The sequence below is a fragment of the Sinomonas atrocyanea genome (genome assembly GCF_030812675.1).
In the GTDB taxonomy this organism is placed as follows: domain Bacteria; phylum Actinomycetota; class Actinomycetes; order Actinomycetales; family Micrococcaceae; genus Sinomonas; species Sinomonas atrocyanea_B.
Genome location: NZ_JAUSTE010000004.1, coordinates 176,843 through 191,957, shown reverse-complemented (window position 1 = coordinate 191,957; position 15,115 = coordinate 176,843). Strand labels below are relative to the sequence as shown.

Genomic DNA, 15,115 nt, shown 5'->3' with positions numbered 1-15,115 from the left:
GGGCCGGGGCCATGGGGCAAGATAGACAGCGTGAGCCCAGAAGCAGCGAGCACCCAGGCAGCGAGCACCGAAGAAGCGGTCGGCGAAGCGGTTGTCCCGTCCGAGTCGCTGCGCGAGGAGTACGACGCCCTCGCGGACGAGGTCCGGCACCACCGCGCCCTCTACTACAACCAGGACGCGCCGGAGATCTCGGACGCCGAGTACGACGCGCTCTACCGCCGGCTCGAGGAGTTCGAGGCCCTCCACCCGGAGCTGATCGCGAACGACTCGCCCACCCAGGAGGTCGGCGGCGAGGTCACAGCGGCCTTCGCCCCGGTCGAGCACCTCGCCCGCATGTACAGCCTCGAGGACGTCTTCTCCATCGACGAGCTCGAGGCCTGGGTCCGGCGCGCCGAGGCCAGCGTCGCGGCGGCAGGGTTCCCCGCGGCGAAGTGGCTCACCGAGCTCAAGATCGACGGCCTCGCCGTCAACCTGCTCTACCGCAACGGCGAGCTGGTCCGGGCCGCGACCCGCGGCGACGGCCGCACGGGCGAGGACGTCACGCACAACGTCCTGACCATCAAGGACATCCCCACCCGGCTAGCGGGCGAGGGGCATCCCGAGGAAGTCGAGATCCGCGGCGAGGTCTATATCCCCACGAAGGCCTTCAACGAGTTCAACGACGCCCTCATCGCCGAGGGCAGGGCCCCGCTCGCCAACCCGCGGAACGCGGCCGCAGGGTCGCTGCGGCAGAAGGACCCCGCCGAGACCGCCAAGCGCCCCCTGAGCATGTTCGTCCACGGGATCGGGGCCCGCGCGGGGCTCAGCACGGCGAGCCAGTCCGAGACCTACGACCTCCTCAAGGCCTGGGGCCTGCCCACGAGCCCGTACTACGAGGTCCTGGACACCTACGAGGAGGTCTTGGCCTACATCGAGCGGTTCGGCGAGAAGCGGCACAGCCTCATCCACGAGATCGACGGCATCGTGGTCAAGGTCGACGACTTCGCAACCCAGCGGGCCCTCGGCCACACCTCGCGCGTGCCGCGCTGGGCCGTGGCGTTCAAGTACCCGCCCGAGGAGGTCCACACCAAGCTCCTCGACATCCAGGTGAACGTGGGCCGCACGGGCCGCGTGACCCCCTACGGCGTGATGGAGCCCGTCAAGGTCGCCGGCTCCACGGTCTCGATGGCGACCCTGCACAACCAGGACGTGGTCCGGGCCAAGGGCGTCAAGATCGGCGACACCGTGGTGCTGCGCAAGGCCGGCGACGTGATCCCGGAAATCGTCGGGCCAGTGTTGGCCCTGCGGGACGAGGCTGAGGTGCGCGACTTCGTCATGCCCACCACGTGCCCCTCGTGCGGCACGCCGCTGGCGCCGGGCAAGGAGGGCGACGTCGACATCCGCTGCCCCAACGCCCGCTCGTGCCCCTCCCAGCTCCGCGAGCGCGTCTTCCACCTCGCCGGCCGCGGCGCGTTCGACATCGAGGCCCTCGGCTGGGAGGCGGCGATCGCCCTCACCCAGCCGGCCGAGCCGGAGGTGCCCCCGCTCGAGAACGAGGCCGGCATCTTCGAGCTCACGGCCGAGGACCTCCGCGACGTCAGGATCCGCCGGGAGAAGCGGTCCAAGGGCGCGGGCACGGGGGAGTGGGAACTCGTCCCGTACTTCTACACGAAGCCGACGGCGAAGACCCCCTCGAAGCCCACGGCCACCACCGAGAAGCTGTTCCGCGAGCTCGAGAAGGCCAAGGCCCAGCCGCTGTGGCGCGTCCTCGTGGCGCTCTCGATCCGGCACGTCGGGCCCACGGCCTCCCGCGCGCTCGCCACCCGGTACGGGTCCATGGCGGCCCTGCGCGCCGTCCTCGCCCAGGACGACGCGCGCGAGCAGCTCGCCGACGTGGACGGCGTGGGCCCGATCATCGCGGACGCGCTCATCGAGTGGTTCGCCGAGGACTGGCACCGCGAGATCGTGGACCGCTGGGCCGCCGCCGGGGTGAAGATGGAGGACGAGCAGGACGCCTCCGTGGGGCGGACGCTCGAGGGGCTGACCGTCGTCGTGACCGGCAGCCTCGAGGGGTTCAGCCGGGACGAGGCCAAGGAGGCCATCATCGTCCGCGGCGGGAAGGCCGCCGGCAGCGTCTCCAAGAAGACCGACTACGTGGTGGCCGGCGAGAGCGCCGGGACGAAGCTCGACAAGGCCGAGCAGCTCGGCGTGCCGGTCCTCGACGAGGACGGCTTCCGCACCCTCCTCGCCGAGGGCCCGGGAGGCCTCGGCGCCCCGGCGCGGACCGAGGCAGGGAGCGGCGCGGACGAGGCCGCACCGGAACAGATCCTGCGGGCCGAGGAGGACGACGAGTGACGCGCGCCCATGACCCCGAGTTCCTCGACCACCTCCTGAGCGTTGCCCGGCGCGCGGCCGCGGCCGGCGCCTCCGTCCTCGCCGGACGCGCGGGCGGCGTGCTCTCGTCCGCCGACGGCGCTGCCGAGACGAAGAGCTCGGGCAGCGACTGGGTCACCGAATTCGACCTCGCGGCGGAGAAGGCCGTGCGCTCGGTGCTCGCCGCCGAACGTCCTGACGACATCGTCACCGGCGAGGAGCAGGGCACCAGCCGGGTCGCAGACCCGAGCGGCTTCCGCTGGTCGATCGATCCGCTCGACGGCACCACGAACTTCATCCGGGACATCGTCTACTACGCCACGAGCGTGGCGGTGGCCGACGAGGACGGCCAGTGGCTCGCCGGGGTCGTCAACGCCCCGGCCCTCGGGCGCGAGTACTGGGCCGTGCGGGGCGGGGGCGCCTGGCGCCTCGACGCCGCGCACGGGCGCACCGGCGACGAGGGGGACCGCGAACCGTGGCCCCGCCGCCTCGAGGGACCCGCCCCGGGACGCGCCGAGGACGGCTCGGCGATCCTCGCCACCGGCTTCTCCTACGAGCCCGGGATCCGCGCCGAGCAGGCCGCGGCCCTGGGCGGCCTGATGGAAGGGTTCGGCGACATGCGCCGCCTCGGCTCGGCCGCGCTGGACCTCTGCCTCGTCGCGGACGGGACCCATGACGCGTACGGGGAGCTCGGCCTCAACGAGCACGACTTCGCCGCCGGTGCACTCATCGCCGAGGAGGCCGGCTGCTGGGTGCGCCGTCCCGTCCTGACGAGCCCCCTGCTCGGGGGCCCGGACGACGACGAGCGGCTCGCCGCCTGGACCTGCGCCGGGGCCATCGAGTTCTCCGGCCGCTTCCCGATCGGATGACGGGCCTCACCGTCCGCGAGGCCACCCCCGCCGACTACCCGGAGATCGCCCGGATCGCCGAGGCCGCCTACCTCGGCCCGGGCTACTTCGAGAGCGCCGACCACCCGTACATGCAGCACATCGCGGATGTGGCCTTCCGGGCGGCGCGGGGCACGGTCCTCGTCGCCGTCCGGGACGGGCGGGTCGTCGGATCCGTGACCGTCATGGCGCACGGCGACGGCTTCGACCAGATCGCACGCCCGGGAGAGTTCGAGTTCCGCCTCCTCGTCGTGGACCCCGCTGTCCAGCGGTCCGGGGCCGGGACGGCCCTCGTGCGGGAGGTCGAGGCGAGGGCCCGGCGCGCGGCCGCGACCGCCGTCGTGCTCACCACGGGGGAGGGCTGGGAGGCGCCGAACGCGCTCTACCCGCGGCTGGGCTATGAGCGCGCGCCCGAGCGGGACTGGCCCGTCGCCGGGACCGACATCATGCTCCCGGTGTACGTCAAGCGCCTCTGACCGCGCCGGGGCGGGCCCGTCTGCCGCGCGACTAGACTGGATCGCGAACCTTCTAACCACCTTTCACAGGGAGATCCATGGCTGAGATCACTCGCGACGACGTTGCGCACCTCGCGCAGCTCGCGCGGATCGAGATGAGCGAGGCGGAGCTGGACAAGATGGCGGGCGAACTGGCCCACATCGTGGACGCCGTCAAGAGCGTGAGCGAGGCCGCGGGCCCCGACGTCCCGGCCACGAGCCACCCGATCCCGCTGCAGAACGTCTTCCGCGAGGACGTCGTGGGCCACGTCCTCACCCCGGCCGAGGCGCTCTCCGGCGCCCCCGATTCAGACCTGGACCGCTTCAAGGTCCCGGCCATCCTGGACGAGGAGTAAGCCCATGGGCACCAACGACAGCCAGCTCAACGAGCTCATCACGTCCAGCGCCTCGGCCCTCGCCGGGAAGCTCGCGGCCAAGGAGGTCTCCTCCGAGGAGGTCACGCGGGCGCACCTCGACCGCATCGCCGAGGTCGACGGCGGGGAGCGCGGAGTCCACGCCTTCCTGCACGTCAACACGGAGGAGGCGCTCGGCGTCGCCCGCGAGGTCGACGCGATCCGCGCCTCCGGAGGGGACGACGCCGCCGCCCTCCACCCGCTCGCGGGCGTTCCGATCGCGATCAAGGACCTCATCGTCACGAAGGGCCAGCCCACGACGGCGGGCTCCCGCATCCTCGAGGGCTGGATGAGCCCCTACGACGCGACCGTCATCAAGAAGATCCGGGCCGCGAAGCTCCCGATCCTCGGCAAGACCAACCTCGACGAGTTCGCCATGGGCTCCTCCACCGAGCACTCCGCGTTCGGCCCCACCCGCAACCCGTGGGACCTGGACCGCATCCCCGGCGGCTCGGGCGGCGGCTCCGCGGCGGCCGTCGCGGCATTCGAGGCCCCGCTGGCCCTCGGCACGGACACGGGCGGCTCGATCCGCCAGCCCGGCGCCGTGACCGGCACGGTCGGCGTCAAGCCCACCTACGGTGCGGTGTCCCGGTACGGGGCCATCGCCATGGCCTCGAGCCTGGACCAGATCGGCCCGGTCTCCCGCACGGTCCTCGACGCCGCCCTGCTCCAAGAGCTCATCGGGGGCCACGACCCGTTCGACTCGACGTCGCTCACCGACTCCTTCGACACCCTCGTCGCCGCGGCGCGGGCAGGTTCCGCCGAGGGCTCCCTGAAGGGGCTGCGCATCGGCGTCGTGAAGGAGCTCGGCGGGGAGGGCTACCAGGCCGGCGTGGAAGCCCGCTTCCGCGACTCCCTCGAACTGCTCAGGGGGGCCGGCGCGCAGATCGTCGAGGTCTCCTGCCCCAACTTCAAGTACGCCCTCGGCGCCTACTACCTGATCATGCCGAGCGAGGTCTCGAGCAACCTCGCGAAGTTCGACGGCGTCCGGTACGGACTGCGCGTCCTGCCCCAGGACGGCCCCATGACGATCGAGCGCGTGATGGCCGCGACCCGCGCCGCCGGTTTCGGCGACGAGGCGAAGCGCCGCATCATCCTGGGCACCTACGCGCTCTCGGCGGGCTACTACGACGCGTACTACGGCTCGGCGCAGAAGGTCCGCACGCTCATCCAGCGCGACTTCGACGCCGCGTTCGCCCAGGCGGACGTGCTCATCTCCCCGACGGCGCCGACCACGGCGTTCCCGCTGGGGGAGAAGCTGGACGACCCGCTGGCGATGTACCTCAACGACGTCGCGACCATCCCCGCCAACCTGGCCGGGGTCCCGGGCCTGTCCATCCCGAGCGGCCTCGCCGACGAGGACGGCCTTCCCGCCGGCCTCCAGATCCTCGCCCCGGCCCGCGAGGACGCCCGCCTGTACCAGGTCGGCGCGGCCCTCGAGTCGCTGCTCGAGGCGCAGTGGGGCGGCCCGCTGCTCGCGAAGGCGCCGGCGCTGGGCGCCCGTGCGAACGTCGGGCAGTCCGCCGAGACCAACGCAGGAGTGAAGTAGAGATGGCAGCCACGCAGACCGTCCTGTCCTTCGAGACGGCCATGGAGAAGTTCGACCCGGTCCTCGGCTTCGAGGTCCACGTCGAGCTCAACACGAAGACCAAGATGTTCTCCTCGGCCCCGAACGTCTTCGGCGACGAGCCCAACTCGGACGTCAACGAGGTGGACCTCGGCATGCCCGGCGTGCTGCCGGTCGTGAACCGGGCCGCGGTGGAGTCGAGCATCAAGATCGGCCTCGCGCTGAACTGCGAGATCGCCGAGTCCTGCCGCTTCGCGCGGAAGAACTACTTCTACCCGGACACCCCCAAGAACTTCCAGACGTCCCAGTACGACGAGCCGATCGCGCACGACGGCTGGATCGACATCGAGCTCGAGGACGGCACCGTGTTCCGCGTGGAGATCGAGCGCGCGCACATGGAGGAGGACGCCGGCAAGCTCACCCACATGGGCGGCGCGACCGGACGCATCCACGGCGCCGAGTACTCCCTCGTGGACTACAACCGCGCCGGCGTGCCGCTGGTCGAGATCGTCACGAAGCCGATCGTCGGCGCCGGCAGCCGTGCCCCCGAGCTGGCCCGGGCCTACGTGGCCGCGATCCGCGAGATCGTGAAGAACCTCGGCGTCTCGGACGCGCGCATGGAGCGCGGCAACGTCCGCTGCGATGCGAACGTCTCGCTCATGCCCAAGGGTGCGACCCAGTTCGGCACGCGTTCGGAGACCAAGAACGTCAACTCGCTGCGTTCGGTCGAGCACGCGGTCCGGTTCGAGATCCAGCGCCACGCCGCGGTGCTCTCGGCCGGGGAGAAGGTCATCCAGGAGACGCGCCACTGGCACGAGGACACGCGGACCACGACGTCGGGGCGCCCCAAGAGCGACGCCGACGACTACCGCTACTTCCCCGAGCCGGACCTCGTACCCGTGGTCCCGAGCCGCGAGTGGGTCGAGGAACTGCGGGCCTCCCTGCCCGAGCCCCCCGCCGAGCGGCGCAAGCGGCTCAAGGAGGCCTGGGGCTACGCCGACGCCGAGTTCCGCGACGTGGTCAACGCCGGCGTGATGGACTCGATCGAGGAGACCATCGCCGCGGGCGCGACCCCGCAGGCGGCCCGCAAGTGGTGGATGGGCGAGATCGTGGGCCGCGCGAAGGCCGCCGACGTGGACCCGGCGGACCTCGGCGTGACCCCGGCCGCGATCATCGAGCTCAACGGCCTCGTCGAGGGCGGCAAGCTCAACAACAAGATGGCCGGGCAGGTGCTCGACGGCGTCATCGCCGGGGAAGGCACCCCGACCGAGGTCATGGAGGCCCGGGGCCTCGTGCTCGTCTCCGACGACGGGCCCCTGCTCGAGGCGATCGACGCCGCCCTCGCCGCGCAGCCCGGCGTCGCGGACAAGATCCGGGGCGGCAAGGTCCAGGCGGCCGGCGCGATCGTCGGCGCGGTCATGAAGGCCACGCGCGGCCAGGCCGATGCCGGCCGGGTCAAGGAGCTCATCCTCGAGCGGCTGGGCGTCCAGGGCTAGCCGCACGGCACCCAGCCGGCTGCATCACCGGGGCGGGCCCTCCTTTGAAAAAGGGAGGGCCCGCCCCTTTTGCCGTGCCGGCGCGCGGCAGCACCATGGGAGGCGGCGCCGGAGGAACCGGCCCCGCCCCGCGGAGGATGCGATGACAGCGAACGTGAACTACTTCGAGATCGGCACCGAGGACCCCGAGGGCTCCCAGTCCTTCTACGGCGGCCTCTTCGGCTGGGGCTTCGGGCAGCCGTCCCCCGTCGGGTACAGGATGGTCGAGACCGACGCCGGCGGCCTGTGGGACACCGCGGCCGCGGGCGGGGGCCACTGGGCGGTGTTCTACGTCCAGGTGGACGACGTCGCGGCCTCGCTCGCGGAAGCGCAGCGGCTCGGCGCGAGCGTTGCCATCCCGCTGACGAACAACGGAGCCATCGAGTTCGCGCATGTCCTCGACCCGCAGGGGAACCGCTTCGGGATCTGGCGGCCCCTCCCCAGCGGTGCATAGGGTGGGCGCATGGCGCCTCTGATCCAGTACCACGCGACGGTCCTCGGAAGCCCGGACCCCCAGGCCGCGGCCCGCTTCTACGCCAACCTGCTCGGCTGGGAGCTCGGCGACGACGAGCGCGAGTGGGCGACGATCCTCGACCCCGCGGGCGGGGCCCAGCTCTCCTTCCAGCTCGAGGAGGACTTCGAGCGGCCGGTCTGGCCGGAGAGGCCCGGCGAGCAGCAGATGATGATGCACCTCGACCTGCTCGTCACAGACCTGGCGGAGGCCGCGGAGCGAGCCGCCGAGTGCGGGGCCCAGCGCGCGGCCCACCAGCCCCAAGAGGACGTCATCGTGTTCGTCGACCCGGACGGGCACCCCTTCTGCCTCTTCGAGAACTAGGGCGCCGCCACGCCTTCCTGTGAGCCACCTTCCGGTTGGCCCCCAGTTGTCCCAAGTCCCGCACGGGAGCCCGCGGCGGGCGGCATGATGGAGGCATGAGCTCCACCGCTTCACACCGCACACGTCGCGCCCTCGTCATCGGCGCCCTCGGCGTCGCCCTCGTGGGCGGCGGCGGCGCCGCGGTCTGGGCCGCGTCCACGCCCTCGCCCTCCCCGTCGGCCCCGTCCCAAGGCCCGCAGTCCACGCCGCACCGGGGCGGCCACGGGCAGGGCCTCATGGCCCGCGGCGGCCTCCACGGCGAGGTCACCGTCAAGCGCGCCGACGGCACCTTCGTGACCCTCGTGGGCCAGCGCGGCACGGTGACCGAGGCGACGGACACACGGCTGACGGTCAAGAGCGAGGACGGCTATACGCACTCCTACGTGCTGGATGGCAGCACGAAGTTCCGCTCCGCATCCGACCCCAAGGGCGGGGCCCTCAAGGCCAGCGACCTCAAGGTCGGCGACGAGGTCGCCGTGCGCGCCCAGCGCAGTGGCAGCGACGACACGGCCAGCGCCGTGGTGAAGGGTCCCTTCGCCGTCCGCACCGGCCAAGCCCAGGGGAACCAGGGGAACCAGGGCCACGGTGGCAGGCTGCACCGGCACTCGGGCACGCAGGGCGGCCAGTCGCCGTCGCCCAGCCCGTCCTCGAGCCCGTCGGCGAGCCGGTCCGTCTCCCAGTCCTGAGCGGCCGGGGCCGAGGGGTTCTTAGAGCGCCCTTAGAGGCGCCGCCCTACGCTGGTGCCGTCCGAGAACGCACCAGGAGGAACCACCGTGTCCGTGCCGCCGCGCCCCAGAACCCCCGACGTCCGGAGCCCCGCGCTCCAGCGCGCAGCCCGCGCCCTCGACCTCGACTTCCCGCGGGGCAGCAGGCAGCCGGCCGTGGGCCGCTTCATCGCCGCCAGCGTTGTCGCGGTCGTCGGATCCGTGCTCGCCTGCGCCGCGCTCGCGGCGGCGGCGATCTCCGCCATGCCGGACCTCGCGGGCTACGAGCACTTCCAGTTCATGGAGTACACGAAGCTGACCGTCATCGGTGTGGTCCTCGCGTGCCTCGCCTGGCCCGCGATGGCCTGGGTCTCGTCCAGGGCCTGGAAGCCGTTCCTGTGGCTGGCCCTCGCCGTCACCGTGGTCGGGCTGGCCCCGGACGCCTGGATCCTGCTCAAGGGCCAGCCGGCGGCGGGCGTCGGCGTGCTCGTGCTGATGCACTTCGCCCTCGCGCTCATCACCTACCCGGCCCTCGTCCTCATCGCGCCGCAGCCTCGTCCACGAGATCGAGCATCAGGGCGCGCAGTGCGTCCGTGACCCGCTGCACGGAACGCCGCCCGGCGTTCTCGGGCCGGATCAGGAGGTCGATGCTGCGCTGCGTGCCGATGCCGGCCAGCGGGCGCAGCACCACCCCGGCGGGCAGCCCGATCGTGGCGGTGTACCGCGGCAGCAGCCCGAGCCCCCCGCCGCCGGCCACGACGGCCGCGACCGTCGAGTAGTCGTTGATGCGGTGCGCGACCTCGGGGGAGACGCTGGCCACCGCGCCGATGGCAGCGAGCACGTCCGCGGGGGAGTAGCCGATCCGGCTCGAGACCCACCGCTCGCCGGCCACGTCCTCCGGCGAGAGCTCCTCGCGCGCCGCGAGCGGGTGCCCCGCCGGCAGGGCCACGTCGAACGGCTCCAGCACGAGCGGGACGACCACGAGCCTGTCGTCGGGCCACGACTCGGTGTGCGCGAGCCGGTGCGCGAGCACGATGTCGTACCGCGCGGTCAGGGCGGGGAACCCGTGCTGGGGCACGTCCTCGTCTGCGAGCCGCAGCCGCGGCACCGGTGCGCCGACGGCGGCGGCCGGGGACGCGCCGTCGTGCGTCTCGGGGCGGGACGCGAGCCGGGCCGTGAGCCGCCCGAACAGGGCCTGCGCGGCCGAGTGGAACGCGCACACGCTCACCGTCCCCGCCGGGTCCTCGCGGTACGCGCCGATCGCGGCGCGGGCCTCGGCCATGGCGCGCACGACCGCGCCGCCCGCCTCCGCGAGCACCCTCCCCGCGTCGGTGAGGACGAGGTTCCGCCCCTCCTTGCGGGTCAGCTGGGTGCCGGCGCTCCGCGTGAGCAGGGCCAGCTGCTGCGACACGGCCGAGGGCGTGACCAGGAGCTCCTCGGCCACTGCCTTGACGCTCCCGAGCTCCCCGAGTTCGCGGAGGATCTGCAGCTGCCGGACATCCATAAGACGATCCTAAACCGTCCGTTGAGAAACCTGCTGTTGTTCTAAGCTGTTCGCTGCCCTTGAATGGGCTCATGAAGGCCCTCTACAAGCCCGGCCCGCGCGCCGGCCTCGAGTTCACCGAGCGCCCCGAGCCGCAGGCAGGCCCGGCGGACGTCAAGATCCGCGTCCACGCCACCGGGATCTGCGGCACCGACCTGCACATCGAGTCGTGGGACGCGAGCGCGCAGTCCATGATCACCGCCCCGCTCGTGCCCGGGCACGAGTTCTACGGCGAGGTCGTGGAGGTCGGCGAGGACGTCCAGGTCGTCAGGGTCGGCGACCGTGTCTCCGGCGAGGGCCACATCGTGTGCGGCATGTGCCGCAACTGCCGCGCCGGCCGTCGGCAGATGTGCATCAACGTCGTGAGCGTCGGCGTCCAGCGCGACGGGGCGTTCGCCGAGTACGTGGTCATCCCCGAGGCGAACGTCTGGGTCCACCACGACCCCTCCGTCACCCCCGAGCTCGGCGCGATCTTCGATCCGTTCGGCAACGCCGTCCACACCGCCCTGAGCTTCCCCGTGGTCGGCGAGGACGTGCTCATCACCGGCGCCGGGCCGATCGGACTCATGGCCATCTCGGTGGCCCGGCATGCCGGCGCCCGGAAGATCGCGATCACGGACGTGTCCCCCCGCCGCCTCGAGCTCGCCCGGCAGATGGGCGCCGATCTGGCGATCGACGTCTCGACCATGAGCGTGCGCGAGGCCCAGCGCGAGCTCGGCATGCTCGAGGGCTTCGACGTCGGCTTCGAGATGTCCGGGCGCCCCGCCGCCCTGGCCGGGATGATCGAGAACATGAACCACGGCGGCCGTATCGCCCTCCTCGGCCTGCCCTCCGAGGCCGCCGAGCTCGACTGGACCAAGGTGGTCACCCACATGCTCACGCTCAAGGGCATCTACGGCCGCGAGATGTTCGAGACCTGGTACGCGATGAGCGCGATGCTCTCCTCCAACCCCGTGCTCCGGAAGAACGTCGCCGCCGTGGTGACCGACGTCCTGCCGGCCGAGCGCTGGGAGGAGGGGTTCGCCGTCGCCCGGTCTGGCAGCGGCGGAAAAGTGGTGCTGGACTGGCAGGGCGTCTGAGGGGCCCGGGCCCGATGAAGCAGGACGAGGAGAGGAAGACGATGTTCACAGGTGTCAGGGACCAGCTCGCCGCGGAGCTCGAGGAGATCCGGGCGGCCGGGACGTTCAAGGAGGAGCGGCACATCGACTCCCCGCAGTCGGCGCACATCCTCGCCGGCCCGCTGGACAGGCCGGCGGGGGAGGTGCTCAACTTCTGCGCCAACAACTACCTCGGCCTGGCCGACCACCCCGACCTCATCGACGCCGCCAAGAGGGCCCTCGACGAGCGCGGGTTCGGCATGGCCTCCGTGCGCTTCATCTGCGGCACCCAGGACGCGCACCTGGCGCTCGAGCGGCGCGTCTCCGAGTTCCTCGGCACCGAGGACACGATCCTCTTCTCCAGCTGCTTCGACGCCAACGGCGGCGTGTTCGAGGCTCTCCTCGGGGCCGAGGACGCCGTCATCTCGGACGCCCTCAACCACGCCTCGATCATCGACGGCATCCGCCTGTGCAAGGCGGCCCGCCTCCGGTACGCCAACCGGGACATGGGCGAGCTCGAGGCGCGCCTGCAGGAGGCGAAGGCGATGAACGACGGCGGCGGGGCGCGGCGGGTGCTCATCGTCACCGACGGCGTCTTCTCGATGGACGGCTACCTCGCGCCGCTGCGCGAGATCTGCGACCTTGCCGAGGAGTACGGCGCGATGGTCATGGTGGACGACTCGCACGCCGTCGGCTTCATGGGCGCCACCGGCGCGGGCACCCCCGAGCACGCGGGCGTCTCCGACCGCGTGGACATCTACACCGGCACGTTCGGCAAGGCCCTCGGCGGCGCCTCCGGCGGGTACGTCTCCGGCCGGGCCGAGATCGTCGCGACCCTTCGGCAGAAGGCCCGGCCCTACCTGTTCTCCAATTCCGTGGCGCCCATGATCGTGGCCGCCACGCTCACGGCGCTGGACCTCGTGGCCGGCTCCGATGGACTGCGCGGGCAGCTCTTCGACAATGCCGCCCTGTTCCGCCGCCGCATGGGGGAGGAGGGCTTCGAGCTGCTGGACGGCGAGCACGCGATCGTGCCGGTCATGTTCGGCGACGCGGCCCTCGCCGGCCGGATCGCGGCGGAGATGCTCGCCCACGGGGTGTACGTCACGGCCTTCTCGTATCCGGTGGTTCCGAAGGGGCTCGCCCGCATCCGGGTGCAGCTCTCGGCGGCCCATACCGCGGAGGACGTCGAGACCGCCGTCCGCGCGTTCGTCGCCGCGCGAGAGGCGGTCGGCGGCCGCCCCTAGTGTGATGCATATCACACAGTCGGAGGGACGCTCGGCCCTGTCCGGCGCCTCGGGAGCGCTCCTACCGTGGAATGTGCGCGGCACGGCGAGCGACGACCCTGCCGCCCTCCGCGCCGCGCGGCGGCCAGGTCCGTGGCCGCCGGGCAACCAGGAGGCATGTCATGAGCGATGTGACGCCCATCAGGAGCAGCGTGCGCACGGGAGGCTCGGGCCTCAAGAATGTGGGCGGGCTCTGGGGCGAGCTCCTCGCAGAATTCCTCGGGACCTTCGTGCTCATCGCGTTCGGCGACGGCGTCGTCGCGATGGCCGTCGCGGCGCTCCCGGGATCGGGCCGCGCGCAGACCCCCACGACGATCTTCCTCGCGAGCGGCGACTGGCTGCTCATCACGTGGGGATGGGCGCTCGCGGTCACCATGGCCGTGTACGTGGCGGGCGGCGTCAGCGGCGCGCACATCAACCCGGCCGTGACGCTCGCGTTCGCCGTGCGCCGGAAGTTCCCGTGGTCCAAGGTCGGGCCGTACATGGTCGCGCAGGTGGCGGGCGCCTTCGTCGGCGCGGCCCTCGTGCTGCTGAACTACTTCCCGGCGATCGACGCCTACAACAAGGCCGTCGGGGTGGGGCGCGGGGACCCCAAGAGCAATGCGACGTTCTCGATCTTCGCGACCTTCCCCGCGCCCTTCTACAACGGCAATCCGATCGGCCCGCTGGTCGACCAGATCATCGGCACCATGTTCCTCGTCATGCTCGTGGTGGCGATCATCGACCTGCGGAACACCGCCGTGCAGGCCAACCTCGGCCCGCTCATGGTCGGCTTCGCGGTGGCGGCCATCGGCATGTCCTTCGGCGCCAACGCCGGGTACGCCATCAACCCCGCCCGTGACCTCGGCCCGCGCCTGCTGGCGTGGCTCGGAGGGTGGGGGCAGGTCGCGATGCCGGGAACCGTGGACGGGGCCTTCAGCTGGTACTTCTGGGTGCCGATCGTGGGTCCGCTGATCGGCGGCGTGATCGGGGTGCTCGTCTACGACTGGTTCATCGGCGATGTGCTGCACGCCCGCGACCGGCTCGCCAAGCCCGCGCCCGAGCCGGGGCGCACGCGGGAACCCGGACAGCCCGAGCCCGGGCGCGCCGGAAGCGAGGCCGCCGGCTGAGCCGGGACGCCGCCGGGCGCACCGGCCGGGCCGCCGAGAGGCGGCCCGGCCGGGGCATCCGACGCGGTGCCCCGGGCCCTTCGGCCCCCTGTGGGCCGTGGCGGTCGCGGGCTACAGTGAGGCCATGACGGCCACCACCAACAGCGCCCAGGATGTCGACGTCCTCATCGTGGGGGGCGGGATCGCCGGCCTCTCGCTCGCCTCGGAGCTCGCCGGCAGGTGCCGGGTGGCCCTGGTCGAGGCCGAGCCCTCGCTCGCCTACCACACCTCCTCCCGGTCCGCGCAGCAGCTCATCCCCAGCTACGGCCCCCCGCCCGTGCAGGAGCTGACCCGCCGCACGCTCGAGGTGCTCGCCGACGCCGCCGACGGCGCGGGCCGCCGGCTCGTGTGGCCGAGCAGCTTCATGCTCGTGGGAAGCCGCGCGGACGTGGAGTCCGAAGCGCACGAGGGGATGCGGGCGCTCAGCCACGAGGAGGCCACGCGGCTCGTCCCCGCGCTGCGGCCGGGGGCCTTCGAGGCCGCCGCCCTCGACACCGACTCCGTCCGCGTCGACGCCGCGGCCCTGCTCGCCTTCCACGAGGAGCGGGCCCGGGACGGCGGCGTCGGGCTCCACGTCGGCGCCCCGGTCCACAGCGCGCAGCGCGTGGGCGAGGGGTGGCTCGTGGGCGCCGGCGCCGAGGGCTTCCACGCTGCCAACGTGGTCAACGCCGCCGGCGCGTGGGCTGACGACGTGGCGATCCTGTTCGGCGTCGAACGGCTCGGCCTGCAGCCCTACCGCCGCACCGCGGCCCTCGTCTCCCTCGCCGCCCCGCTGGGACCCGAGACCCCCATGGTCGCCGCGGCGGACGACACCTGGTACTTCAGGCCGGACCCGGCCGGCGCCCTCGTCTCGCCCTCGGAGTCCGAGCCCTCGCGCGCCGAGGACGCCGTCCCGCGGCCCGGGGACATCGAGGCCACCGTGGCCCTCATCCGCACGGTCGCCGACCTCGAGGTCACCGGGATCGTGCGGGCCTGGACGGGCCTGCGGACCTCGCCTCGGGACGGCTTGCCCGTCCTGGGCTTCGACCCCGAGGGCCCGGGCTTCTTCTGGCTGGCCGGGCAGGGCGGCTACGGCTTCCAGACGTCGACGGCACTGGCGGAGGCCGCCGCCGCCCAGCTCCTGGCCGGTCCCGACGCCCTCCGCGCGGGCGCGAGTCCGGTATCCGAGACACAGCGGGCCCTGGATCCGCACCGCCTGTCCGTGCGCAGCTGAAGATG

The 15,115-nt window shown here is 72.6% G+C and carries 15 protein-coding genes; 14 read left to right on the top strand and 1 reads right to left on the bottom strand.

What is annotated here, in order from left to right:
• The first annotated feature begins 21 nt into the window (after positions 1-21).
• The 10 genes from ligA to J2W20_RS08415 all read left to right on the top strand — a co-directional run bounded on the left by ligA (position 22) and on the right by J2W20_RS08415 (position 9,423).
• Positions 22-2,334: an NAD-dependent DNA ligase LigA gene (gene ligA, locus J2W20_RS08460; protein ID WP_373457984.1), complete on the top strand. Its 2,313-nt coding sequence runs from the start codon at positions 22-24 to the stop codon at positions 2,332-2,334.
• Positions 2,331-3,221: an inositol monophosphatase family protein gene (locus J2W20_RS08455; RefSeq protein ID WP_307006052.1), complete on the top strand. Its 891-nt coding sequence runs from the start codon at positions 2,331-2,333 to the stop codon at positions 3,219-3,221. Before ligA ends, J2W20_RS08455 begins: the two co-directional genes overlap by 4 nt.
• Positions 3,218-3,715: a GNAT family N-acetyltransferase gene (locus tag J2W20_RS08450; RefSeq protein WP_307006051.1), complete on the top strand. Its 498-nt coding sequence runs from the start codon at positions 3,218-3,220 to the stop codon at positions 3,713-3,715. Before J2W20_RS08455 ends, J2W20_RS08450 begins: the two co-directional genes overlap by 4 nt.
• A 77-nt stretch (positions 3,716-3,792) precedes the next feature.
• Positions 3,793-4,089 (top strand): Asp-tRNA(Asn)/Glu-tRNA(Gln) amidotransferase subunit GatC, encoded by a 297-nt coding sequence (gatC, locus tag J2W20_RS08445; protein WP_307006050.1) that lies wholly within the window; start codon positions 3,793-3,795, stop codon positions 4,087-4,089.
• Positions 4,090-4,093: 4 nt separating this feature from the next.
• The gene (gatA, locus tag J2W20_RS08440; protein ID WP_307006049.1) at positions 4,094-5,695 is read left to right on the top strand and encodes an Asp-tRNA(Asn)/Glu-tRNA(Gln) amidotransferase subunit GatA; all 1,602 of its coding nucleotides are present in this window, start codon (positions 4,094-4,096) and stop codon (positions 5,693-5,695) included.
• Between the two features lie 2 nt (positions 5,696-5,697).
• Positions 5,698-7,209, top strand: a complete 1,512-nt coding sequence (gene gatB, locus J2W20_RS08435; protein WP_307006048.1) for an Asp-tRNA(Asn)/Glu-tRNA(Gln) amidotransferase subunit GatB — start codon at positions 5,698-5,700, stop codon at positions 7,207-7,209.
• Between the two features lie 142 nt (positions 7,210-7,351).
• On the top strand, positions 7,352-7,702 hold the full coding sequence (locus J2W20_RS08430; RefSeq protein WP_307006046.1) for a VOC family protein: 351 nt from the start codon (positions 7,352-7,354) through the stop codon (positions 7,700-7,702).
• Positions 7,703-7,711: 9 nt separating this feature from the next.
• Positions 7,712-8,083 carry a VOC family protein gene (locus J2W20_RS08425; protein WP_307006045.1) on the top strand — a complete coding sequence of 124 codons (372 nt, stop codon included), beginning with the start codon at positions 7,712-7,714 and terminating at the stop codon, positions 8,081-8,083.
• Between the two features lie 95 nt (positions 8,084-8,178).
• Positions 8,179-8,808, top strand: coding sequence for a hypothetical protein (locus J2W20_RS08420; RefSeq protein WP_307006044.1), 630 nt, complete (start codon positions 8,179-8,181; stop codon positions 8,806-8,808).
• Between the two features lie 87 nt (positions 8,809-8,895).
• The gene (locus tag J2W20_RS08415; RefSeq protein ID WP_307006043.1) at positions 8,896-9,423 is read left to right on the top strand and encodes a hypothetical protein; all 528 of its coding nucleotides are present in this window, start codon (positions 8,896-8,898) and stop codon (positions 9,421-9,423) included.
• Here J2W20_RS08415 and J2W20_RS08410 read toward each other — a convergent pair.
• Positions 9,365-10,330: a LysR family transcriptional regulator gene (locus J2W20_RS08410; RefSeq protein ID WP_307006042.1), complete on the bottom strand. Its 966-nt coding sequence runs from the start codon at positions 10,328-10,330 to the stop codon at positions 9,365-9,367. The two genes, J2W20_RS08415 and J2W20_RS08410, sit on opposite strands and share 59 nt — an antisense overlap.
• Positions 10,331-10,401: 71 nt before the next feature.
• Here J2W20_RS08410 and tdh point away from each other — a divergent pair, with 71 nt between their 5' ends.
• The 4 genes from tdh to J2W20_RS08390 all read left to right on the top strand — a co-directional run bounded on the left by tdh (position 10,402) and on the right by J2W20_RS08390 (position 15,110).
• Positions 10,402-11,448: an L-threonine 3-dehydrogenase gene (tdh, locus tag J2W20_RS08405; RefSeq protein ID WP_307006041.1), complete on the top strand. Its 1,047-nt coding sequence runs from the start codon at positions 10,402-10,404 to the stop codon at positions 11,446-11,448.
• A 41-nt stretch (positions 11,449-11,489) separates the two neighbouring features.
• Positions 11,490-12,710, top strand: coding sequence for a glycine C-acetyltransferase (locus tag J2W20_RS08400; RefSeq protein ID WP_307006134.1), 1,221 nt, complete (start codon positions 11,490-11,492; stop codon positions 12,708-12,710).
• A 161-nt stretch (positions 12,711-12,871) separates the two neighbouring features.
• The gene (locus tag J2W20_RS08395) at positions 12,872-13,858 is read left to right on the top strand and encodes an MIP/aquaporin family protein (protein ID WP_307006040.1); all 987 of its coding nucleotides are present in this window, start codon (positions 12,872-12,874) and stop codon (positions 13,856-13,858) included.
• Between the two features lie 124 nt (positions 13,859-13,982).
• The gene (locus J2W20_RS08390; RefSeq protein WP_307006039.1) at positions 13,983-15,110 is read left to right on the top strand and encodes an NAD(P)/FAD-dependent oxidoreductase; all 1,128 of its coding nucleotides are present in this window, start codon (positions 13,983-13,985) and stop codon (positions 15,108-15,110) included.
• The last annotated feature ends 5 nt before the right edge of the window (positions 15,111-15,115 follow it).

Excerpts from the sequence above, each read along its gene's own strand:
- J2W20_RS08400 (WP_307006134.1), top strand. The coding sequence starts at position 11,490 with ATGTTCACAGGTGTCAGGGACCAGCTCGCCGCGGAGCTCGAGGAGATC.
- J2W20_RS08430 (WP_307006046.1), top strand. The coding sequence starts at position 7,352 with ATGACAGCGAACGTGAACTACTTCGAGATCGGCACCGAGGACCCCGAG.
- J2W20_RS08420 (WP_307006044.1), top strand. The coding sequence starts at position 8,179 with ATGAGCTCCACCGCTTCACACCGCACACGTCGCGCCCTCGTCATCGGC.
- J2W20_RS08425 (WP_307006045.1), top strand. The coding sequence starts at position 7,712 with ATGGCGCCTCTGATCCAGTACCACGCGACGGTCCTCGGAAGCCCGGAC.
- J2W20_RS08410 (WP_307006042.1), bottom strand. The coding sequence starts at position 10,330 with ATGGATGTCCGGCAGCTGCAGATCCTCCGCGAACTCGGGGAGCTCGGG.
- gatC (WP_307006050.1), top strand. The coding sequence starts at position 3,793 with ATGGCTGAGATCACTCGCGACGACGTTGCGCACCTCGCGCAGCTCGCG.
- J2W20_RS08390 (WP_307006039.1), top strand. The coding sequence starts at position 13,983 with ATGACGGCCACCACCAACAGCGCCCAGGATGTCGACGTCCTCATCGTG.
- J2W20_RS08450 (WP_307006051.1), top strand. The coding sequence starts at position 3,218 with ATGACGGGCCTCACCGTCCGCGAGGCCACCCCCGCCGACTACCCGGAG.
- gatA (WP_307006049.1), top strand. The coding sequence starts at position 4,094 with ATGGGCACCAACGACAGCCAGCTCAACGAGCTCATCACGTCCAGCGCC.
- tdh (WP_307006041.1), top strand. The coding sequence starts at position 10,402 with ATGAAGGCCCTCTACAAGCCCGGCCCGCGCGCCGGCCTCGAGTTCACC.
- gatB (WP_307006048.1), top strand. The coding sequence starts at position 5,698 with ATGGCAGCCACGCAGACCGTCCTGTCCTTCGAGACGGCCATGGAGAAG.
- J2W20_RS08395 (WP_307006040.1), top strand. The coding sequence starts at position 12,872 with ATGAGCGATGTGACGCCCATCAGGAGCAGCGTGCGCACGGGAGGCTCG.